At 75.4% G+C, this 20,925-nt stretch carries 15 protein-coding genes and 1 pseudogene; 8 read left to right on the top strand and 8 right to left on the bottom strand.

The window, feature by feature from the left end; translation table 11 throughout:
• On the bottom strand, nucleotides 1–585 hold a 585-nt coding region (locus HF519_RS19840; protein WP_169414480.1), incomplete at its 3' end, for an alpha/beta fold hydrolase.
• A gap of 143 nt (nucleotides 586–728) precedes the next feature.
• Here HF519_RS19840 and HF519_RS31600 point away from each other — a divergent pair.
• Together HF519_RS31600 and HF519_RS19855 are read left to right on the top strand one after the other, a co-directional pair.
• A complete protein-coding gene (locus HF519_RS31600) occupies nucleotides 729–4,250 on the top strand; it encodes an ATP-dependent helicase (RefSeq protein ID WP_246244662.1) in 3,522 nt (1,173 codons plus the stop codon).
• Nucleotides 4,251–4,293: 43 nt separating this feature from the next.
• On the top strand, nucleotides 4,294–7,770 hold the full coding sequence (locus HF519_RS19855; RefSeq protein ID WP_169414481.1) for an ATP-dependent helicase: 3,477 nt from the start codon (nucleotides 4,294–4,296) through the stop codon (nucleotides 7,768–7,770).
• 65 nt (nucleotides 7,771–7,835) lie between these two features.
• Here the strand turns inward: HF519_RS19855 and HF519_RS19860 are convergent, their stop codons facing one another.
• The 6 genes from HF519_RS19860 to HF519_RS19885 form a co-directional block, all read right to left on the bottom strand.
• Nucleotides 7,836–9,473, bottom strand: a complete 1,638-nt coding sequence (locus HF519_RS19860) for a monocarboxylic acid transporter (RefSeq protein WP_169414482.1) — start codon at nucleotides 9,471–9,473, stop codon at nucleotides 7,836–7,838.
• Nucleotides 9,470–9,811, bottom strand: a complete 342-nt coding sequence (locus HF519_RS19865; protein ID WP_169414483.1) for a DUF485 domain-containing protein — start codon at nucleotides 9,809–9,811, stop codon at nucleotides 9,470–9,472. Before HF519_RS19865 ends, HF519_RS19860 begins: the two co-directional genes overlap by 4 nt.
• 143 nt (nucleotides 9,812–9,954) lie before the next feature.
• The gene (locus HF519_RS19870) at nucleotides 9,955–11,637 is read right to left on the bottom strand and encodes a sodium/solute symporter (protein ID WP_169414484.1); all 1,683 of its coding nucleotides are present in this window, start codon (nucleotides 11,635–11,637) and stop codon (nucleotides 9,955–9,957) included.
• A complete protein-coding gene (locus tag HF519_RS19875) occupies nucleotides 11,634–12,053 on the bottom strand; it encodes a hypothetical protein (protein ID WP_312860224.1) in 420 nt (139 codons plus the stop codon). The genes HF519_RS19870 and HF519_RS19875 overlap by 4 nt, the downstream gene beginning before the upstream one ends.
• Nucleotides 12,054–12,186: 133 nt before the next feature.
• Nucleotides 12,187–12,981 (bottom strand): LytR/AlgR family response regulator transcription factor, encoded by a 795-nt coding sequence (locus HF519_RS19880; RefSeq protein WP_169414485.1) that lies wholly within the window; start codon nucleotides 12,979–12,981, stop codon nucleotides 12,187–12,189.
• Entirely contained in the window at nucleotides 12,978–13,979 is a 1,002-nt protein-coding gene (locus HF519_RS19885) for a sensor histidine kinase (protein WP_211170288.1), read from the bottom strand. The genes HF519_RS19880 and HF519_RS19885 overlap by 4 nt, the downstream gene beginning before the upstream one ends.
• 239 nt (nucleotides 13,980–14,218) lie before the next feature.
• On the opposite strand from HF519_RS19885, the gene HF519_RS19890 reads away from it, so the two are divergent.
• Together HF519_RS19890 and HF519_RS19895 are read left to right on the top strand one after the other, a co-directional pair.
• The gene (locus tag HF519_RS19890; RefSeq protein WP_169414487.1) at nucleotides 14,219–15,334 is read left to right on the top strand and encodes a saccharopine dehydrogenase NADP-binding domain-containing protein; all 1,116 of its coding nucleotides are present in this window, start codon (nucleotides 14,219–14,221) and stop codon (nucleotides 15,332–15,334) included.
• A 91-nt stretch (nucleotides 15,335–15,425) separates the two neighbouring features.
• A complete protein-coding gene (locus HF519_RS19895) occupies nucleotides 15,426–16,481 on the top strand; it encodes a potassium channel family protein (RefSeq protein WP_169414488.1) in 1,056 nt (351 codons plus the stop codon).
• 136 nt (nucleotides 16,482–16,617) lie between these two features.
• Here HF519_RS19895 and HF519_RS19900 read toward each other — a convergent pair.
• Nucleotides 16,618–16,794: pseudogene (locus HF519_RS19900) on the bottom strand (ATP-binding protein); the annotation flags it as partial.
• A 231-nt stretch (nucleotides 16,795–17,025) separates the two neighbouring features.
• On the opposite strand from HF519_RS19900, the gene HF519_RS19905 reads away from it, so the two are divergent.
• The 4 genes from HF519_RS19905 to HF519_RS19920 all read left to right on the top strand — a co-directional run bounded on the left by HF519_RS19905 (nucleotide 17,026) and on the right by HF519_RS19920 (nucleotide 20,882).
• Nucleotides 17,026–17,886 (top strand): exodeoxyribonuclease III, encoded by an 861-nt coding sequence (locus HF519_RS19905; protein ID WP_169414489.1) that lies wholly within the window; start codon nucleotides 17,026–17,028, stop codon nucleotides 17,884–17,886.
• A gap of 48 nt (nucleotides 17,887–17,934) precedes the next feature.
• Nucleotides 17,935–19,302, top strand: a complete 1,368-nt coding sequence (locus HF519_RS19910) for an aldehyde dehydrogenase family protein (protein WP_312860225.1) — start codon at nucleotides 17,935–17,937, stop codon at nucleotides 19,300–19,302.
• A 102-nt stretch (nucleotides 19,303–19,404) separates the two neighbouring features.
• Entirely contained in the window at nucleotides 19,405–20,154 is a 750-nt protein-coding gene (locus HF519_RS19915) for a DUF4142 domain-containing protein (protein WP_169414490.1), read from the top strand.
• Nucleotides 20,155–20,162: 8 nt separating this feature from the next.
• On the top strand, nucleotides 20,163–20,882 hold the full coding sequence (locus HF519_RS19920) for a class F sortase (RefSeq protein ID WP_169414491.1): 720 nt from the start codon (nucleotides 20,163–20,165) through the stop codon (nucleotides 20,880–20,882).
• Nucleotides 20,883–20,925 lie beyond the last annotated feature (43 nt).

Genomic DNA, 20,925 nt, shown 5'->3' on the forward strand with positions numbered 1-20,925 from the left:
GAGGGCGGGCCGGGCCATCTCGCTCCACGCCGCCACGGCCGCGGACCGGCAGTACCGCCACTCCCAGCGGTCTCCGAGGTGGGCGAGGTGCGCGGCGACCTCGGCCTCCACCAGGTCCTCCGCTATCCCCGCCCACCGCTGCGCCTTGTCGGCACGGGCGCTCTCGACGTCCGGGTAGGACTCGTCGGTACGGGTCTCCTCGGCGGTCTCCAGCATGTCGTCGGGGTCGAGCCCGATCGCCGGGTCCAGCAGCACCAACCGCTCCACCCGGTCCGGTGCCGCCCGCGCCAGGTGCACGGCGATGGCCCCGCCGTAGGAGTGCCCGATGACAGCGGCGTCCTCGATCTTGAGCCGGTCCAGGACCGCCAGCGCGTCCGCGACGTGCTGCTCGATGCCCCAGGGTGGGCTCCACGACGAGCGGCCGTGCCCGCGCAGGTCCACCCCGATCCAGCGCAGTTCGGGCAGCGCGTCGGCCAGCGACTGCCAGCGGGCGCCGTGACCGGTCACCCCGTGCAGGGCGAGGACGGGGATGCCGGCGGGGGAACCGAAGGTATGAACGTGCAACCGGCGGGCCTTCTCGGACACGATCGTGATCGTGCCAGCCCGGGGTGAGCGCCCGACTGTCGGTGGGGCGTGGTTGCATCGCCGACGTGGCCCGCTTCGACCGCACGCGCACCGGCCCGGGTGTCACCCCTGGTCCGGCGCCCGAGCTCGTCCGCCGGCCCACGATGCCGGCCCGCGAGCCGGAGTGGGACGAGGCGGCCCGCCGCGTCCTCGAGCACCGGGCCGGCCCGTTGCGGGTCGTGGGCGGGCCGGGTACCGGCAAGACGACGCTGCTGCTGGCGTCGGTCGCCCGGCGGGTCCGCGAGGGCGTCGATCCCGAGCGGATCCTGCTGCTCGTGGGCAGCCGCCGCGCGGCGGGGGAGCTGCGGGAACGGCTCACCGAGCAGTTGCACGTGCCGGGTCACCACGCCACGACCGGCGGGATCCGCACCTCGCGCGAGACGCTCGTCCGCACCGTGCACTCCTACGCGTTCGGTGTGCTGCGGCTGCACGCGGCGCGCAACGACGATCCGCCGCCGCGGCTGCTGGCGAGCGCCGAGCAGGACGCACTCGTGCGCGACCTGCTGGCCGGCGAGCTCGCCGGTGCGGCGCCCGACTCGGGCTGGCCCGACCGGCTGCGCCCGGCGCTCGGCCTGCCCGGGTTCGCCGCGGAGCTGCGCGAGCTGCTGCTGCGCGCGGCCGAGCGCGGGCTCGGCCCCGACGGGCTCACCGAGCTGGGCCACCGGCACGAGGTCCCGGAATGGGTGGCTGCGGGCCGGTTCTTCCGCAGCTACGAGCACGTGATCATGCTGCGGGGCGCCGCCGGCCGGGGGGCGCCGCAGGCCACTGCCCCGGCGCTCGACTCGGCCGAGTTGGTGTCCGCGGCGCTCGACGCGCTGGCCGCTGACCCGGAGCTGCTCGCCGCCGAGCGGGAACGGGTCCGGCACCTGCTGGTCGACGACGCGCAGGATCTCGATCCGCAGCAGATGGAGCTGGTCCGGGCGCTCGGGGTCACCGCGGAGACGACCCTGCTGGCGGGCGATCCCGACCAGGCGGTGCTCAACTTCCGCGGTGCCGACCCGGCGGGCCTGCGCGCGATGGAGGTGCAGACGGCCGTCCTCACGGTCGACCACCGCAGCGCCGACGAGTTGCGTGCCGCCGCGGCACGGCTGGTCGCGAGGCTGCCGGGGGCCGGGGAGGGCCGTGAACGGGTCGCGCCGCCGCGGGACGTGGCCGACGAGTCCCGCGATCCGGGATCGGTGCGGGTCCGGGTGTTCTCCTCGCCGGCGAGCGAGGCCGGCTGGGTCGCCGACCAGCTGCGCCGGGCGCATCTGAACGACGGGGTGCCGTGGTCGGAGATGGCGGTCCTGGCCCGCTCGACGCGGCGCGCGCTGCCTGCGTTGCGGCGCGCCCTGGTCGCCGCCGGGGTGCCGATCTCGGCGCCACCCGACGAACTCCCGCTGGCCCGGCAGCCCGCCGTGCTGCCGCTGCTGCTCGTGTTGCGCGCCGCCACCCGGCCCGAGGAGCTCGACGCCGACGCCGCCACCGCGCTGCTCACCTCCTCGCTCGGGTCGGGCGACCCGATGCGGATGCGCCGGTTGCGCCGCGGGCTGCTGCGGCTGCACGCGGCGGGGCAGCGCGGCGGGGCACCAGACACCGGCGACGCCGATGCCGGTGCCACCGACGCCCCGCCGGCCTCTCCCGGTGCCCACGCCGCAGCCGACGGCGCCGGTCAGAACGGCGCCGGGCTCGACGGCGCCGGGCTCGACGGCGCCGGACCCAGCGGCATTGCCCCGGACCACAACGCGGCCCGCCACGACACGGCCGGCGGCAACGCGGTCAACGGCGCTGCAGCCCACGCCACAGCCGACGACCTGGCCGCCGAAGCCGAGCGCTCCGGCAGCGATCCGCTGCTGGTGGAGGCCCTGCGCTCGGCTGCGTACGGGCGGCCAGACCCGCTCGCGGCGCTCCCCCCGAACGAGACCGCTCCGCTGCGCAGGGTCGGTGCCCTGCTCGCCACCGCCGGGGCCGCGGCCCGGGACGGGCAGAGCGTGGAGGAGGTGCTCTGGCGGGTCTGGCAGCAGTCGGGGCTGGCCCAGCGGTGGGCCGAGGCGAGCGCCCGGGGCGGGCCGGTGGGTGCGGCCGCCGACCGGGATCTCGACGCGGTCCTCGCGCTGTTCGACGCCGCGGCCCGCTACACCGACCGGCTGCCCGGGGCCGATGTCGCGGGGTTCACCGAGTACCTCGCCGATCAGCAGCTCCCGGGCGACACGCTGGCCCCGCAGACCCCGCGGGGCGAGGCGGTCTCGCTGCTCACCGCCCACGCGGCGCGCGGCCGGGAGTGGCAGGTCGTCGCGGTGCCGGGTGTGCAGGAGGGCAGTTGGCCCGACCTGCGGCTGCGCGGCAGCCTGCTGGGCAGCGAGCGGCTCGTCGACCTGATGGCCGGGGTCGCCGAGCCCGGCCCGGGTGGTGCGGACACCGTCTCGCGGATCGCCCCGCTGCTGGCCGAGGAGCGCCGGCTGTTCTACCTCGCCTGCACCCGCGCGAAGCAGACACTGCTGGTCAGCGCGGTGCAGGGGGAGGACGAGCAGCCCTCCCGCTTCCTCGACGAGCTCGACCCTGTGCCCGCCGGGCCGACCGAGGGCCGGGTCGTACACAAGCCGGCCCGGGCGCTCGTGCTGGCCGAGCTGGTCGGCGAGCTGCGCCGCGCGGTGTGCGAACCCGACAACGGCGACCCGGTCCGCGCCGATCGGCGCCGGCGGGCCGCGGCGCAGCTGGCCCGGCTCGCCGCCGAGGGGGTCCCGGGTGCGCACCCGCGCGACTGGTACGGCCTCGCGCCGCCCTCCACCGAGGCGCCGCTGCGGGTGGCCGGGGAGGTCGTCCCGGTGTCGCCGTCGGACGTCGAGAAGATCGTCGCGTGCCCGTTGCGCTGGGTGCTGGAGCGCCACGGTGGTGGCGAGGTGGGTGCTCTCGCAGCGGTGACCGGATCGCTCGTGCACGCGCTCGTCCAGGCCAGCGCGGCGGGAGCCGACCGCACCGAGCTGGAGGATGCGCTGCGCTCGGCGTGGTCGCGGCTCGACACCGGGGCGCCGTGGTTCGGGCGCCGGGAGTTGCGGCGGGTGCGCGCGATGCTGGCGGCCTTCGACGACTGGGTGCGCTCGAGCCGGGCCGAGGGTCTGCGGCTGGTGGCGGTCGAGCACCCGGTGCAGCTCGACCTGGCCGGCCCGGACCCGGAGAGCGCCGAGCCCGACGCCCCGGGCGGGCGGCGGGGCGGCCCGTGGCTGCGGCTGCGCGGCCGGGTCGACCGGCTGGAGGTCGACGCGCAGGGCCGGCCGGTGGTCGTCGACGTCAAGACCGGGAAGACCGCGGTGTCGGCCCGGCAGGCGGCCGAGCACCCGCAGCTGGCCGTCTACCAGCTGGCCGCGGCGCTCGGCGCGTTCAGCGAGCTGGTCGGCGCGGACGCGCCGCCCGGCGGTGCCCGGTTGGTGTACCTCGCCGACCGCAAGGCGGCGGGGCAGCCCAAGGAGCCGTCCCAGCCGCCGCTGGACGAGGCCGCGGTGGTCCGCTGGCGCGAGACCGTCGAACACTGTGCCGAGGAGACGTCGGGCGCGACGTTCGTCGCCCGGGTCGGGCCGGACTGCGACCGCTGCCCGGTCCGGACCAGCTGTCCGGCGGTGGAGTCCGGCCGCCCCGTGACGGACGGCTAGCCGTGCGGACCGACATCGTGGGATCCCTGAGGAGAACGCACCTGTGCAGCTGACCCCGGCGACCCTGGCCTCGGCCCTCGGGCTGCCCCCGCCCACCGAGGAGCAGGCCGCGGTCATCGCCGCGCCGGCCCGTCCGGCCCTGGTGGTGGCCGGTGCGGGGGCCGGCAAGACCGAGACCATGGCGGCCCGGGTGGTGTGGCTGGTGGCCACCGGCCAGGTCCTGCCGGAGCAGGTGCTCGGGCTGACCTTCACCCGCAAGGCCGCCCAGCAGCTGGGGGTGCGGGTGCGCTCGCGGCTGCGCAGGCTGGCCGGTTCCGGGCTGCTCGACGAGCTCGATCCGGGCGGGCAGCGCCGTGCCGCCGTCCTGGCCGGCGAGCCGACGATCTCGACCTACCACGCCTACGCCGGCCGGCTGGTCGGTGAACACGCACTGCGGCTGCCTGCCGAGCCCGCGGCACGGCTGCTCGGCGAGACGGCGGCCTGGCAGCTGGCCCACCGGGTCGTCTCCACCTGGGCCGCGGATCTCGAGATCGACCGGGTGCCGGCGACCGTCACCGGCTACCTGCTGTCGCTGGCCGGGGAGCTCGGCGAGCACCTCGCCGAGCCCGACGCCGTGCGCCGGGTGGCCGAGCGGATGGTCGCGATACTGGAGGCGGCCCCCCGCGGCAAGGGCCAGCGCGCCGAGCCGTCGCAGGGTTACAAGAAGTGGATCGACACCCAGCGGCTGCGGGTCGAGCTGCTCCCGCTGGTGGAGGCCTTCGCCGCGCGCAAGCGATCCGAGCGGGTGATCGACTTCGCCGACCAGATGGCGATCGCCGCGCGCGTCGCCGAGGGCCATCCCGAGGTCGGGGAACTCGAGCGGTCCGCCTACCGGGCCGTGCTGCTCGACGAGTACCAGGACACGGGGCACGCCCAGCGGGTGCTGCTGCGGGCCCTGTTCGGCACGGTGCCAGGCGAACCGCAGCGCGCGGAGCCGCTGTCGGTGACCGCGGTCGGCGACCCCTGCCAGTCGATCTACGGCTGGCGCGGTGCGAGCGCGGGCAACCTGGCCCGGTTCCGCACCGACTTCCCCGGACCCGGCGGGGTGCCCGCCGACGAGTACGGCCTGCTCACGAGCTTCCGCAACCCGCCCGAGGTGCTGGAACTCGCCAACGCGGTGTCCGAGCCGCTGCGCACCGCGCCCGGCGCCGTCGCGGTCGGCGAGCTGCGGGCAGGCCCGAAGGCGTGCGCCGGCGACGTGCGGGTCGCCCTGCTGACCGACGTCGGCGCCGAGATCGAGTGGATGGCCGACGGGATCGCCGCGCACTGGCGCCGGGCCGAGGCGGCGGGGGCCGAGCTGCCCACGTCGGCGGTCCTGGTCCGCCGCCGCGCCGACATGGATCCCATCGCGGCAGCGCTGCGCGCCCGCGGGCTGCCGGTCGAGGTCGTCGGACTCGGCGGGTTGCTCGACACCCCCGAGGTGCGCGACCTGGTCAGCGCGCTGCGTCTGGTGGCCGACCCGCTCGCCGGCCCGGCCGCCGTGCGGCTGCTCACCGGGGCGCGCTGGCGGCTCGGGGTCGCCGACCTCGCAGCCCTGTGGGAGCGGGCCCGCGAGCTCGTCCCCCCGTTGCCGGGCCGCGGGCCGGGGCCGCTGACCCCGGCGCAGCTGGCGCTGGGGGCGCTGCCCGGCGAGCAGGCGGAGCAGGCCGGGCTGGTCGACGCGCTCGACGACCCGGGCCCGGCGGAGCGGTACTCGCGCGCCGGGTTCGAGCGCATCCGGCGGCTCGCGCGCGAGCTCAGCTGGCTGCGGGCGCGGGCGTCCGCGCCGCTGACCGACCTCGTCGCCGACGCCGAACGGGTGCTGCTGCTCGACGCCGAGACCGCCGCCCGGCCCGGCCCGGTCGGCCGCGCGCATCTCGACGCCTTCGCCGACGTCGTCGCCGAGTTCGCCGCCGGTGCCGAGGTGGCCACCCTGCCGTCGTTGCTCGACTACCTCGAGACCGCCGAGCGGGCCGAGGACGGGCTCACCCCGGGCGAGGTGGAGGTCGCCCGCGACCGGGTTCAGGTGCTCACGGTGCACGCTGCGAAGGGCCTGGAATGGGAGATCGTCGCGGTCCCGCACCTGGTGTCCCAGGTCTTCCCCGGTCGCAAGATGAGTGGCAGCTGGCTGACCGACCCGTCGGAGCTGCCGGTGCCGTTGCGCGGCGACGCCGACGACCTGCCCGGCCTGCACCTGCCGCCGGACGGCGACCGCAAGCAGCTCACGGACGCGTTGAACGCCCACGAGGCGGCGCTGGATGCGCGGCGTCTCACCGAGGAGCGGCGGTTGTTCTACGTGGCGCTCACCCGCTCCGAGCGCGTGCTGCTGGTGTCCGGGCACCGATGGGCGGCGGCGGGGGAGAAGCCGAAGGAGCCGTCGGAGTTCCTGACCGAGGTCCGCGAGGCGCTCGGTGGCGAGACCGCCGAGATCGGGCCCGCCTTCCCGATCGAGGCGTGGGCCGAGGCGCCCGACCCCGAGGAGACCAACCCGGCCGCGGCCGAGGTCGTCACCGAACAGTGGCCGGTCGACCCCCTCGGGGAGCGCTCGCCCGCGGTGCACGCGGGCGCGGCCCTGGTGCGGGCCGCACTGCGTGAGCTGGCCCGGGCGGGCCCCGCACAGGGGGACGGCCACTCCGCCGGGGACGGCGGGCCGGGGTCGCAGCTCGACCTGCTCGCCCCCGCGGCGGACGGCTCGGACACCGGGCCGGGCCCCGGCACGCAGCTCGACCTGCTCGCGACGGGACCGGACGCCGAGCCCGTCGAGACGGGCCCCCCGGATCTGTTGCCCCCGGCCGACCCCGACCCGGAGGGCTGGGCCGCCGACGTCGACGTGCTGCTCGCGGAGCGCGCCGCCGCCGGGTCCCGGCCCTCGGTGACGTTGCCGGCGCACTTCTCGGTGAGCCAGCTGGTCGAGCTCGCGGCCGATCCGGAGGCCCTCGCCGTCCGGTTGCGCCGTCCGCTGCCGCTGCCCCCCAACCCGCACGCGCGCCGCGGCACTGCGTTCCACGCCTGGCTCGAACAGCGCTTCGGCGCCGCGCAGCTGCTCGACCTCGACGAGCTGCCTGGCGCCGCCGACGACGACGCGGCCACCGACGACGCGCTCACCGAGCTGCAGGAGGCCTTCCTGGCCTCGGCGTGGGCCGACCGCAACCCGGTGGAGGCGGAGGTGCCGTTCGAGACCGTCATCGCCGGGGTCGCCGTGCGCGGCCGGATGGACGCGGTGTTCGCCGACCCCGACGGCGGCTGGACGGTGGTCGACTGGAAGACCGGGCCTCCGCCGGACGAGTCCCGGCTGCCGGCGCTGAGCGTGCAGCTCGCGGCCTACCGGCTGGCCTGGGCGGCGCTGGCCGGCGTCGACCCGGAGCGGGTGCGGGCGGCGTTCCACTATGTCCGGTCCGACCTGACGCTGCGACCCGCCGACCTGCTCGACGCCGACGGCCTGCGTGCCCTCGTGCAGTCGGTCCCGGTGCAGTCGGTCCCGGTGCATCCGGCCGCGGTGTAGTGCGAACGGACGGCGGGCCCCGACGCCGATGTCGGGGCCCGCCGGCTGCTCACCTGTGGGTTCGCCTAGTGAGAGACCGCCTTCTCCGCGCCGGCCCCGGTCAGGGACCGCACCTCCATCTCGGCGTACTTGTCCTCGTTCGCGTTGTCCTTGCTCAGCACGGTGCCGAGGTAGCCGAGCAGGAACGACAGCGGGATCGACACCAGGCCGGGGTTGTCCAGCGGGAACCAGCCGAAGTCGACGTCCTGCAGCATCGACGGGCTCCGCCCGGTCACCGGGTCGACCGGCTTGCCGGACACCACCGGCGAGAAGATGATCAGCACGAGGGTGATCGCCAGGCCGCCGTAGATGCTCCACAGCGCGCCGCTCGTGTTGAACCGCTTCCAGAACAGCGAGTAGAGGATCGTCGGCAGGTTCGCCGACGCGGCCACGGCGAACGCCAGCGCCACGAGGAACGCGATGTTCTGGCCGTTCGCCAGGATGCCGCCGAGGATCGCGACGATGCCGATGACGACGGCGGTGATCCGCGCGACCTTGATCTCGTCGTCCGGCGCGGTGGTGCCCTTCTTGATCACGTTGGCATAGACGTCGTGCGCGAACGACGCCGACGCGGTGATGGTCAGCCCGGCGACCACGGCGAGGATCGTCGCGAACGCGACGGCCGCGATGATGCCGAGCAGGACCGTGCCACCCAGTTCGAAGGCGAGCAGCGGGGCAGCGGAGTTGGCCGCACCGGGGGCCTTCTTGATCGCGTCGGGGCCGACCAGCGCACCGGCGCCGTAGCCCAGCACCAGCGTGAACAGGTAGAACAGCCCGATCAGCCAGATCGCCCAGACGACCGAGCGGCGGGCCTCCTTGGCCGTGGGCACGGTGTAGAAGCGCATCAGGATGTGCGGCAGGCCTGCGGTGCCGAGCACCAGCGCCAGCGCCAGCGAGATGAAGTCGATGCGGCTGATCTCCGACTTGCCGTACTGCTTGCCCGGGCTCAGCAGCGCCTCACCGGCCTGGCCGCCGCGCTCGACCGCCCCGGCGAGCACCGAGGACAGGTTCATGCCGAACTTGCCCAGCACCCAGACGGTCATGATCCCGGCACCGGCGATCAGCAGCACGGCCTTGATGATCTGCACCCAGGTGGTGCCGCGCATGCCGCCGATCAGGACGTAGGCGATCATCACGGCGCCGACGACGGCGATCACGATGCCCTGCTGGGTCTTGTCGGTGATGTTGAGCAGCAGCGCGACGAGGCCACCGGCGCCGGCCATCTGGGCCAGCAGGTAGAAGAACGACACCGCCAGGGTCGAGGTGGCGGCCGCGGCCCGCACCGGGCGCTGGCGCATCCGGAACGCCAGCACGTCGCCCATCGTGAACTTGCCGGTGTTGCGCAGCAGCTCGGCCACGAGCAGCAGGGCGACCAGCCAGGCGACGAGGAAGCCGACGGAGTAGAGGAAGCCGTCGTAGCCGTTCAGCGCGATCGCGCCGGCGATGCCGAGGAAGGACGCGGCGGACAGGTAGTCACCGGAGATCGCGACACCGTTCTGGGCCCCGGAGAAGCCGCCGCCGGCCGTGTAGAAGTCCGAGGCGCCGCTGGTCGCGCGCCTGCTGACCCGGATGACGATCGCCAGGGTGATGACGACGAACAGTCCGAAGATCGTGATGTTGAGCAGCGGGTTGCTGCCCTCGACGCCCTGAGCCAGAACGGTCACGCCGAGCCTCCCTCGATCTCGTCCCGGAGCTTGCCCGCGAGCGGGTCGAGCCTGCGGTCGGCGTAGCGGACGTACCAGGCCGTGATGGCGAACGTCGACACGAACTGCAGCAACCCGAACACCAGGCCGATGTTGATGTTGCCGAGGACCTTGACGGCCATGAACGACGGCGCGTAGCTGGCCAGCAGCACGTAGAGCAGGTACCAGCTCAGGAAGACCCCGGTCAGCGGGAAGACGAAGCTGCGCAGCCGGCGACGCAGATCCTGGAACTCAGGGCTGGAGCGGACGGTCTCCCAGTCCTGGGCGCCCACCGGTGGTGACGATTCGGTGGTACTCACGGTGCCTCCTTGTACAGCGGGAGTTCAGGGGGCACAGGAAAGTTCGCCGTCTCCGACCACGGAAGTGGGCCACGACACAGCGTCGAGGGGAGCGACGAACGGCTGACGAACGGTCGCGATCGCCGACGAACGGCAGCCGCGGTTCACCTGCGCGGGCCGGCCACCCGGGTCTCGTCGAGGTGCAACCGGAGCATCGCCGACTCCGCCCACGGCGGCGGGTCGCCACGCAGCGAGACCAGCATCATCGTCGCGAACGCCAGCGGCACCGACCAGATCGCGGGCTGCGCCAGCAACAGCGAGGGAAGGCCCGGTTCCAGGCCGGCGACCAGCCCGGCGCCCATCCCGCCGGCCGAGGCGACGAACCCGGCCGCCATCCCGATGAGGGCCCCGCGCAGGGTGAGCCTGGGCCACCAGATGCCGAGCACGAGCAGCGGGCAGAACGTCGAGGCGGCGACGGCGAAGGCCGAGGTGACCAGCACGCCGACGTCGATCCGGGCCGCCGGGAGGGCGAGCAGCACGACCACGCCGGCCGCCACCGGTGCGGTCAGTCGCAGCCGGCGCAGGGTGCCGGGGACGAGATCGTGCGAGACCGCTCCGGCGACGGCCAGCAGCAGTCCGAGCGACGTCGCGAGGAACGCGGCGAACGCGCCCGCGGTGAGCAGCGCGGTGAACAGCGACCCGGTCCATCCCGGATCGACCCGGGCCGGCAGCGCGACGACCACCGTGTCGGTCGCGCCGGAGAGGTAGAGCTCGGGCAGCAGCACCGCACCGAGCAGCCCGTAGACGGCCGGGAAGAAATAGAACGTGCCGAGCAGGAAGACCGTGATGGCGGCCGTCCGCCGGGCACTGCGGCCGTCGGGGCTGGTGTGGAAGCGCACCAGGACGTGGGGCAGGCCCATCGTGCCCAGCGCCGTCGCCGCCAGTACCGACAAGGTCGCGAGCAGCGGGTGGCCGGTGCTGTCGGCGTCGAGCAGCGGGCGTTGCCACGGCCCACTGCCCGGCACGACGGCGCCCCGGATCTCCGGGACCCGGGCGCCCGCCGGGAAGCTCCACCTCGTCTCGCCGGGGACCGTGTAGACGCCGGGGACGAGGACCTCGGCCGGGCCGCCGTCGATCCGGACGGCGGTGGGCTCGACGACGGCGAGCCGGGTGCCGAGCCGGAAGTCGACGTCGGTCTCCTGGCCGAAGTGGGTGAACGCGACGGGGGCGAGCGCCTCACGGCGGGTGTCGGGACCGGCCTGCAGGATCAGCCAGATCGCCGGGACGATGAACAACATCAGCTTGAGCACGAACTGGAACGCCTGCACATAGGTGGCGGCGCGCATGCCGCCCAGGGCGAGCGTGATGCTCACCGCCGCCCCCGCGACGACGACGCCGACCCAGTACGGGCTGCCGCTGACCAGCGTGAGGACCTGCCCCGCCGCGGTGAACTGAGGCACCAGGTACAGGCAGGCGATCACCAGCACGACCGTTGCGGAGAACCGGCGCAGCACCGCCGAGCCCAGCCGGGCCTCGGCGAAGTCGGGAACGGTCAGCGCGCCGGAGCGGCGCATGGGGGCTGCGACGAGGGTGAGCATCAGCAGGTAGCCCGCCGTGAACCCGACCGGGTACCAGAGCGCTCCGACGCCGTCCTTGACGACGAGCCCGGCGACACCGAGGAACGAGGCCGCCGAGAGGTACTCGCCGGACACGGCCGCGGCATTCAGCGTGGGGGAGATCCGCCGGGAGGCCACCAGGAAGTCCGACGTGCTGCGCATCGCCGCGACCCCGCGGGCCCCGATGAGCAGGGTGGCCAGCACCACCGGGATGATCGCGACGGCGCTCATCCGGATTCCCGGGGCACGGCACGGCCAGCGGCGGTTTCAGCGGCGGTTTCAGCGGCGGTTTCGGTGGCGGGGCCAGCGGCCCGTTCCACCCGCTCGGCCCGGCGCAGCTGCCACCAGGCCAGTCCCGCCATAGCGGGGTAGGGGAGCACGGCGACGGCGAGCCAGGGCAACGGGATCCCGGCCGGCCGCAGCTCACCCAGCCCGGGGGACAGGGCGAGAACGATCGGGAGACCGATCAGCACGCCGCCGACGGCGAGCAGCGCGGTCACCGCCCGGCGCAGCTGGGCCCGGCGGATCCGTGTGGCGATCGCGATCTCGGCCGGGGTCAGGCGTGGCAGGTGGTTCGGACCGTGCCGGCGGCCCAGGGCGACGCGGGTCTGCGGGCTGGTCACGGTGACCCGGCGCTGCCGGGTCACCGAGCCTCCTTGCCGGCGCTCGCCGCTACCTGGCCCGGCGGTGCTGTGCGCAGCGGTGACCTCGCCGGCTCGTGCACGCTCCTCGGCACCGGGCCCGGCGGCGTCGCATCGAGCGACGACCTCGCCCGCCCGCTCACGAGCGGCTCCGGCGACGCGGCCCGGACTCGAAGTCGCCTCGGGTGGCGGCTTCCAGCAGCAGGTCGCGCAGCTCGCGCGCGTGTCGGCGGCTCACCGGGACGTCGCCGGCGTCGGTGTGCGCCAGCAGGCCGCCGCTGACGTCGCTGCGCAGCTCCTGCACCGCGTGCACCGCCAGCAGGAAGCTGCGGTGCGCCCGCACGTACCCGGCGGCGCGCCAGTGCTCCTCGAGCCGGGAGATCGGGATGCGGACGAGGTGGTTGTCGGTGCGGGTGTGCAGGCGGACGTAGTCGCCCTGCGCCTCGGCATAGCGGACGTCGGCGCGGCGCACGTACCGGGTCCGGCCGGCCAGCTCGACCGGGACCGCCGCGAGCGCGTCGACCGCGGCCGCCGGCCCCGGCCCCGGATCGTGGCCGGTGACCCGGCGCACCCGGCCGAGGGCGGCGGCGAGCCGCTCGGCCGCCACCGGTTTCAGCAGGTAGTCGACCGCGCCGACGCCGTACGCGGACACCGCGTGCTCCTCGAACGCGGTGACGAAGACGATCACCGGTGGATCGGTCATCCGGCCCAGCAGGGACGCCAGCTCGAGACCGTCCATACCCGGCATCGAGATGTCGAGGAACACCGCGTCCAACGGAGCGCCCTGGATCAGGCGCAGGGCGGTGAGGGCGTCGCCGGCGGCCTCGACCGCCGACACGTCGGCGGAGTCGCGCAGCAGCTGGGACAGCTCGTCGAGGGCCGGCCCGACGTCGTCGACGACCAGGACGCGCAGCCCGCCCGGGGGGCCGGTCACAGGGCCACCACCCCGGGGTGGAAGCGGGGGATCCGCATGATGATCCGGGTCCCGGCGCCCTCCGCGGTCTCGATCACCAGCCCGTAGCCCGCGCCGAACACGGTCCGCAGCCGCCGGTCGACGTTGGCCAGGCCGAGGCCGGACCCCGCATCCTGTCCGGCCAGGATGTCCCGGGCGTGCGCCGGGTCCATGCCCGGGCCGTCGTCCTCGACGCAGATCACGCACTCGGTGCCCTGCGCCTCGCCGCTGACCTGCACCGACCCGCCCGATCCGGACCGCTCGACGCCGTGCTGCACGGCGTTCTCCACCAGCGGCTGCAGCGCCAGGAACGGGACGGCGACGGGAAGCACCTCCGGTGCGATGCGGACCTGGACGCGCAGCCGGTCTCCGAGGACCGCCCGCGCCAGCGCCAGGTAGGCCTCGATCGCGCGGAACTCACCGGCGAGGGTCGTGTAGTCGCCGTGGCGGGCGAGGTTGTGCCGGGTGTACTCGGCGAAGTCGAGGATGAGGTCGCGGGCACGTCCGGGGTCGGAGCGCACGAACGAGGCGATCGTGGTCAGCGCGTTGTAGACGAAGTGCGGGGAGATCTCGGCGCGCAGGGCGCGCAGCTCGGCCTGCTCGGCGGCGTCGGCCGAGGCCTCCAGGCGTCCCCGCTCCAGGGCCTCGGCGACCCAGCTCGCCGCCTGACGGGCGGCGCTCGCCCGGACGGGACCCTGCACGACCAGCACGCCGGCGAGCTCGCCACGCACCCGCAGGGGCAGCGCCAGCACCCCGCCCCGGCCGGCCTTGTGGTCGTTGCGCAGCACCTCGTCGACCAGGCCGGCCGCCCCGGGGTCGGGCTCGCCGGACCAGGCCTGGGCGCCGTGCAGGTCGAGGAGACCGACGGCGTCGGCGTCGAGCAGCCGGCGCAGTTTGCGGGCGGCGGCCCCGGCGCGTGCCGTGGCCAGTCCGGTCCGCAGCTCGGCGGCGATCTCGGCGCCGGTGGCGAGGACGTCCATCGCGTCGGAGGCGCCGCCCGGTGACCACCGCCGCGACCACCTGCGGGGCCTCCGCCGGGGAGCTGGTGGCGCGGTGCCCTCCGGGCCCTCCGTGTCGGCAGCGACCATCGAACCCTCCGATCGTCCGGAACCACCCGGACGCGCGAACCCTAACCGTCCGAGGCCCCGGGAGCGCATGACGCTGCTCGGACCCCGTCATGCGCTCACGAGCCCGCGAGGTGGCAGGTTAGCCTGCCCATATGACCGGGAAGATCGTTCTGTTCGGCGCGACGGGCTACACCGGCGGGCGCACGGCCGAGGCGATGGCCGCCCGCGGTCTGCGCCCGGTCCTCGCCGGGCGGGACCCGGCGCGGCTGGCTCGCCTGGCCGAGCGGCTCGGTGGGTTCGACACCGCGCGCGCCGACGTCACGGATGCCGCTTCGGTGCGCGCCCTCGTCGAACGCGGCGACGTGCTGGTCACCACGGTCGGTCCGTTCGCGCAGCTCGGCGGTGCGGCGCTCGCCGCGGCGGTCGACGCCGGCGCGATCTACCTCGACTCCACCGGCGAGCCCCCGTTCGTCCGTGAGGTCTTCGAGTTGCAGGGTCCGGCCGCCGAGCGGTCCGGGGCCGCCCTGCTCACCGCGTTCGGCAACGACTACGTGCCCGGTGTGCTGGCCGGGGCGCTGGCGCTGCGCGCCGCCGGTCGGACCGGGGGGATCCCGGCGCGGGTGGACGTCGGCTACTTCATCACCGGCGGCGGCAAGGGCCAGCCGTTCTCCCGTGGCACCCTCGAGTCGCTGATCGGGGTGGCCACCCGCTCGGTCTACGCCTTCCGCGACGGCGCGCTGCGCACCGAGCCCGCGGGGGCCCGGATGCGGACCTTCGACGTCAACGGCAGGTCCTTGCCCGGCGTCACGATCGGGGCGACCGAGCAGTTCGCCCTGCCGCGGCTCGCGCCCGGACTGCGCACCGTCGACGTGTACCTCGGCTGGTTCGGCCCGGCCAGCGGCGCGGTGCACGCGACGCACCGGCTGACGCCGCTGCTGGAGAAGGTCCCGGCCCTCGGTGCCGGGGTGACCGGGCTGGCCCGGCTGGTGACCCGCCGGGCCTCCGACGCGCCCTCGCCCGCGGTGCTGGCCGCGAGCACGTCGCACTTCCTGGCCGAGGTGTTCGACGCCGGCGGCACCCTGCTCGCCCGCACCCGGCTCGTGGCGCCGGAGGCCTACGCGATCACCGCCGACCTGCTCGCCTGGGGCGCCGGGCGCGCGGCCGAGCACGGCGTGCGCGGCACCGGTGCCCTCGACCCGGTCGCGGCCTTCGGACTCGACGAACTGGTGGCCGGCGCAGCCGAGGCGGGGATCGTCGAGCGACCCTGATCCGCGCGGACGCGTGCAGGAGCCGCAGCGCTGCAGGTGAACGGGTGCCCGGCCCGTCACCGCTGCTCGGGGCAGGGATACCCTCCGCCCGATGAGCGATCGGCTGCGCCGCCCGCCCGCCGATTCAGCACTGATCGGCGCGCTCCGCATGCCCGACCCCAATGTGGGGCCGGTCGTCTCCTTGGTGCGCCGGCTGTCGGTCGCGCTCGGGGCGCTGCTGGCCACCGCGCTGATCGTCTACCTCAGCCGGGACGGCTACGTCGACAACAACGATGACGGACACATCTCGTTCATCGACGCCCTCTACTACGCCACCGTCTCGCTGTCGACCACCGGCTACGGCGACATCGTCCCGGCGACGGAGATGACGCGGCTGGTGACGACGCTCGTGATCACGCCGCTGCGTCTGCTCTTCCTGATCGTCCTCGTCGGGACCACCGTCGAGCTGCTCACCGAGCGGTCCCGGCAGGCGTTCCGCATCACACGCTGGAGGTCCCGCGTGCGCGACCACACCGTCGTCGTCGGTTACGGCACGAAGGGGCGGGCGGCAGTGGAGACGTTGCTGGGCGACGGCGCCGAACCGTCCGAGATCGTCGTCGTGGACACCGACCGCACCCAGCTCGACGCCGCGTCGGCGCACGGGCTCGTCACCGTGACCGGGAACGCGACCCGGTCGAGCGTGCTGCGCATCGCGGGGGTCCAGCGGGCCTCGGCGATCGTCGTGGCGACGAACCGCGACGACACGGCGGTGCTGGTCACCCTGACCGCGCGCGAGCTGGCCCCCAAGATCACCATCGTGGCGGCGGTGCGGGAGGCGGAGAACGTGCACCTGCTGCGCCAGTCCGGGGCGAACTCGGTGATCGTCTCGGCGGAGACGGCCGGCCGGCTGCTCGGCATGGCGACGACGACGCCGAGCGTGGTCGAGGTCGTCGAGGACCTGCTCACCCCCGACGCCGGGTTCGCGATCAGCGAGCGCCCGGTGGAGGACACCGAGGTCGGCGGCTCGCCGCGGCATCTGCCCGACATCGTGCTGGGTGTGGTGCGCGGCGCCGACCTGCACCGGGTCGACGCCGCGGCCGTCGACGCCCTGGAGCGCGGCGACCGTCTCCTCTACGTCCGCAAGGCCTCCCCCGCCGACGAGAACTGACCCCGCGAGTCGGGCTTTCCCCGAGCGCGAGTCGCGGTTCTCCCGCGCGCGAGTCGGGGTTTCCAGGAGCGCGAGTCGGGGTCTCCGGGAGCTTGAGTCGGGTTCTCGAGAGCGAGGGTCGGCCCGGCTGGGTGGTTCAGGCGCGCAGGACCAGCTCGAACGTCGCGCCGAACCCGTCGGCCGGCTCGACGCACCGCAGCTCGCCGCCGTGCGCCCGGGCGATCCCGCGCGCGATCGCCAACCCGAGCCCGGCGCCGCCGTCGTCGGCCGACCGGGCCTCGTCGAGCCGGACCCGGTCGAAGATCCGTTCCCGGTCGGCGGCACCGTGACCGCACTCGACCAGGACCGGGCCACCGTGGTCGGGGGTGGCGGGCCTGACCGCGACGGTCGACGTGTCCGGGCTGACCACCCGGCCGGCCGTGGGCGAGCTCGTGACGCTCACCGGCACCAGTGCCGACGGCGGGGCGACGCTGCGGGCCGAGACGCTGCGCACCCTGCCGAAGACCGGCTGAACCCGTCGGGGCGGGGCCGTAGGGTCCCACCCGTGCGCGTCGCCACCTGGAACGTGAACTCCGCGAAATCGCGGCTGCCCCGACTGCTGCCCTGGCTCGACGAGCGTTCACCCGACGTCGTCTGCCTGCAGGAGACCAAGCTCTCCGACGACGACTTCGCCGCGACCTTCGTCGAGCCGCTGGCCGACCGGGGCTACGAGGTCGCGCACCACGGGCAGGGCCGCTGGAACGGGGTGGCGTTGCTGTCCCGGGTCGGGCTCGACGACGTCGTGCGCGGGCTGCCCGACGAGCCCCGGTTCCCGACCCCCGACGCCGACCCGGAGGCCCGGGCGATCACCGCGACCTGCGGCGGCCTGCGCGTCACCTCGGTGTACGTGCCCAACGGGCGCGCCCCGGCCGACGAGCACTACGGCTACAAGCTGCGCTGGCTGGAGGCGCTGCGCACGATGGTCGCCGCGGGCGAGCCCGGCTCGGCGATCGTGGCCGGCGACATGAACATCGCCCCCACCGACGCCGACGTGTTCGATCCGGCCGCGTTCGTCGACGCCACCCATGTCACGCCCGCCGAGAGGGAGGCGCTGGCGGCGCTGACCGGTGAGGGCCTGCGGGACGTGGTGCGCGAGCGCTGGCCCGACGAGCGGGTGTTCAGCTACTGGGACTACCGGGCGGGCATGTTCCACACCGACCGGGGGATGCGGATCGACCTGATCCTCGCCGGGCAGGACGCGGCCACCCGGGTGCAGGCCGCCTGGGTGGACCGAGCCGCGCGCAAGGGCAAGGGGCCGAGCGACCACGCGCCCGTCATCGCCGACCTGGACACCGCGCCCGACGGTGACATCGGGCCGATGGTGCCGCCGCCGAGCACCCCGGCCCGGCTGCCGCACCGGCGCTGACCTGCTCCGGCCCGCATGGGCGGGCCCGGGAGCGGGTAGTCGTCGCCGGTGACGGATGTGCTGGGCCGGGACTTGGTCGTCGAGGATCCACGGACCGGGGAGCAGGTCAGCCGGGTGTCGCCGGCCACGGTGGAGCAGGCCGACGCCGCGGTGGCCGCGGCCCGCGCGGCGCAGCCGGGCTGGGCGCGCACGCCGGCCGCCGAACGCGGGGCCGCGCTGCGGGCCGCGGCGGCCGCGGTGCGCGCGGCGGCCCAGGAGCTGGCCGCGCTGAACACGGTCGAGACCGGAAAGACCGGTGACGACGCGGTCGGCGGCGTGCTGGCCGGGGCCGGCACGCTGGAGCAGTATGCCGAGCTCGGGCCCGTACACCGTGGACGCAGCCTGCAGGGCGGCTGGGCCGCCACCGATCTGATGGTGCCCGGGCCGCGCGGCGTGGTCGCGGTGCTGACGCCGTGGAACGATCCGATCGCGGTGGCCGCCGGTCTCGTCGGCGCCGCGATCGCGACCGGCAACACGGTGGTGCACAAGCCGAGCGAGCGGTGCCCGCGCACGGGGCGCCGGTTCGCCGAGCTGGTCGCGGCACGGCTGCCCGACGGCGTCCTCGAGATCCTCGACGGCGGCCGGGACGTCGGGGAGCGGCTGGCCGGCAGCGACGCCGTGGACGTCGTCGCGCACGTGGGCAGCTCGGCGACCGGACGCTCGATCGCGGCCGCGTGCGCCCGGACCGGCGCCCGCGCGCTGCTCGAGAACGGTGGCAACGATCCGCTGCTGATCGACGCCGGCGTGGACCCGCGGTGGGCCGCCGAGCAGGCCGCCCTCGGCGCGTTCGCGAACGCCGGTCAGATCTGCGTGTCCGTCGAGCGGATCTACGTGCACCGCGACGTCGCCGAACCGTTCCTCGAGGCGCTCACCGGGCAGGCCGCCGAGTGGGCGCAGCGGATCGGCCCCCTGGTGGACCGGCGGCAGCGCGAGCACGTACACGGTCATGTGGTGGGGGCGTACGCCGACGGCGCCCGGGTGCTCGCCGGTGGCGAGCTCCCGGACGGCCCCGGGTGCTTCTACCCACCGACCGTGCTCGCGGACTGCGCGCCCGGCATGTTCGTGATGCGCGAGGAGACGTTCGGGCCGGTGGCACCGGTCCGGACGGTGCCCGACTTCGACACGGGCCTACGGGAGGCGGCCGACGACCGGTTCGGCCTGGCCGCGTCGGTGCTCACCACCGACATGGCGAACGCGCAGCGCGCGTGGCGGGAACTGCCGGTCGGCACCGTGAAGGTGAACGCGGTGTTCGGGGGCGCCCCGGGTGGGGCGGCGCAGCCACGACGGGGCAGCGGGACCGGCTTCGGCTACGGCCCCGAGCTGCTGGACGAGATGACGACGACGAAGGTCGTGCACATCGCCCCGCCGCCTGCGTAGGGCCGACTCCACCTGATCAGGCGAAACTGCTCTGTTTGATGGCCCGTCGGGCCGGGCGGGCGGCCCATACTGGCGGCCCGCCCACGCCGTCCTGGGGATGAGATGAGACTTCGACGCGGCCGCACCGCGGTCGGCACGGCACTCGCCGCGATCGCCCTGGCCACCCTCTCGGCCTGCTCGTCGAGCGACACCGCCACCGACTCCGGGATACCCCCGTCCACGACCAGTGCCGCCCCCGCCGAAGGCGCCGCGGCCCAACCGGGCGCCGGCCAGGTGACCGACGCGCAACGGGCCGCCTTCGGCCAGGCGCACCAGGGTGCGCTCGCGCTCGTCGCCTTCGGCGGGCTCGGCGGCGAGCAGGGCGTCGGTGAGCAGGTCCGCACGCTGGGCCCGGAGCTCGCCGAACACGGCCGGGCCCTCGATGAGCAGATCCGGGCGCTGGCGACGGCGCAGGGGGTGGCGCTCGGCGACCAGATCGCGGCCGAGCAGCAGGCGGTGCTCGCCGACCTGCAGGCCCGCTCCGGGCAGGCGTTCGACCAGGCCTGGCTGCAGACCGTCCTCGATCTGCAGCAGCAGGCCGGGGACGCGGCGAATGCGGTGCTGAACGACCCGAATGCCTCGGCGGAGGCGAAGGCCGCCGCGCGGGACGCGCTGACCGCGCTGGACGCGACCGTGGCCAAGCTACGCCAGGCCGCCGGCGCGGCGGGGGCCACGACACCGCGCTCGGTCGACGCCGGGACCGGTGGCCAGGCGGCCTCCGGTGACGTGCCGGTGGTCCCGCCGGTGCTGGCGGGCCTGGGTGTCGTGCTGCTCGGCGCTGCCGGATGGTGGCTGCGCCGCCGCGCGGCCTGAGCTCGACCATGTCCCGGCGCCGGTGGCCGGCGGTGCTCGTCGCGTGCTGCGGCGTGATCTGCCTGGCCACCGGCGTCGTGCTGTGGCCCGGTGACGGGTCCCGCTCGGTCGAGGCGGCCGACCTCGGCGCGGTCCCGGCCGCCCTCGGCGCCGGGGCCGAGCCGGGTGATGCAGCGGCCGGGCCTGGCGCCGCCCCGTCCTGGCCCGGCCACGTCCCGGCCGATGCCGGCCTCGCCCCACCCGGTTCCCGGCCCGCGCCGGCCGAGCCCGCGGCCGCGGGGTCGGAGCCCGTCGAACTGAGCCTGCCCGGCCGCGGCGTGACCGCCCCGGTGGTACCGGTCGGCGCCGACCCCGCCGGCGCCCTCGCCGTGCCCGATTCCCCCCGGACGGTCGGCTGGTGGGCGCCCGGTGCGCTCGCCGGCGGTGCCGCCGGCAACGTGGTGATCGCGGGACACGTGGACTCCGCCACCGCGGGGGTCGGTGTGATGGCCGTGCTGCCGTCGCTGGTGGCGGACGAACAGGTGCTGCTGCGCGGCGCGGACGGCCGGACGTTCGCCTACCGGGTCGCCACCCGCCGCCACTACGCCAAGGCGCGACTCCCGGCCGAGGTGTTCGCCCGCACCGGGGCGCCGCGGCTGGTCCTCGTCACCTGTGGGGGCCGGTTCGATCCGGGCTCCCGCAGCTATGACGACAACATCATGGTGGAGGCGCTGCCGGCCCGGACCTGAGCGTCGGTGGCGATCATGCACGTGGGCGCGGGGCCGGTACCGG

It is taken from the genome of Pseudonocardia bannensis (assembly GCF_012911875.1).
Classification (GTDB): Bacteria; Actinomycetota; Actinomycetes; order Mycobacteriales; family Pseudonocardiaceae; genus Pseudonocardia; species Pseudonocardia bannensis.

Bases quoted from the DNA above. Each gene is read 5' to 3' on its own strand.
- HF519_RS19890 (WP_169414487.1), top strand. From the start codon at position 14,219: ATGACCGGGAAGATCGTTCTGTTCGGCGCGACGGGCTACACCGGCGGG.
- HF519_RS19895 (WP_169414488.1), top strand. From the start codon at position 15,426: ATGAGCGATCGGCTGCGCCGCCCGCCCGCCGATTCAGCACTGATCGGC.
- HF519_RS31600 (WP_246244662.1), top strand. From the start codon at position 729: ATGCCGGCCCGCGAGCCGGAGTGGGACGAGGCGGCCCGCCGCGTCCTC.
- HF519_RS19915 (WP_169414490.1), top strand. From the start codon at position 19,405: ATGAGACTTCGACGCGGCCGCACCGCGGTCGGCACGGCACTCGCCGCG.
- HF519_RS19885 (WP_211170288.1), bottom strand. From the start codon at position 13,979: ATGGACGTCCTCGCCACCGGCGCCGAGATCGCCGCCGAGCTGCGGACC.
- HF519_RS19920 (WP_169414491.1), top strand. From the start codon at position 20,163: ATGTCCCGGCGCCGGTGGCCGGCGGTGCTCGTCGCGTGCTGCGGCGTG.
- HF519_RS19870 (WP_169414484.1), bottom strand. From the start codon at position 11,637: ATGAGCGCCGTCGCGATCATCCCGGTGGTGCTGGCCACCCTGCTCATC.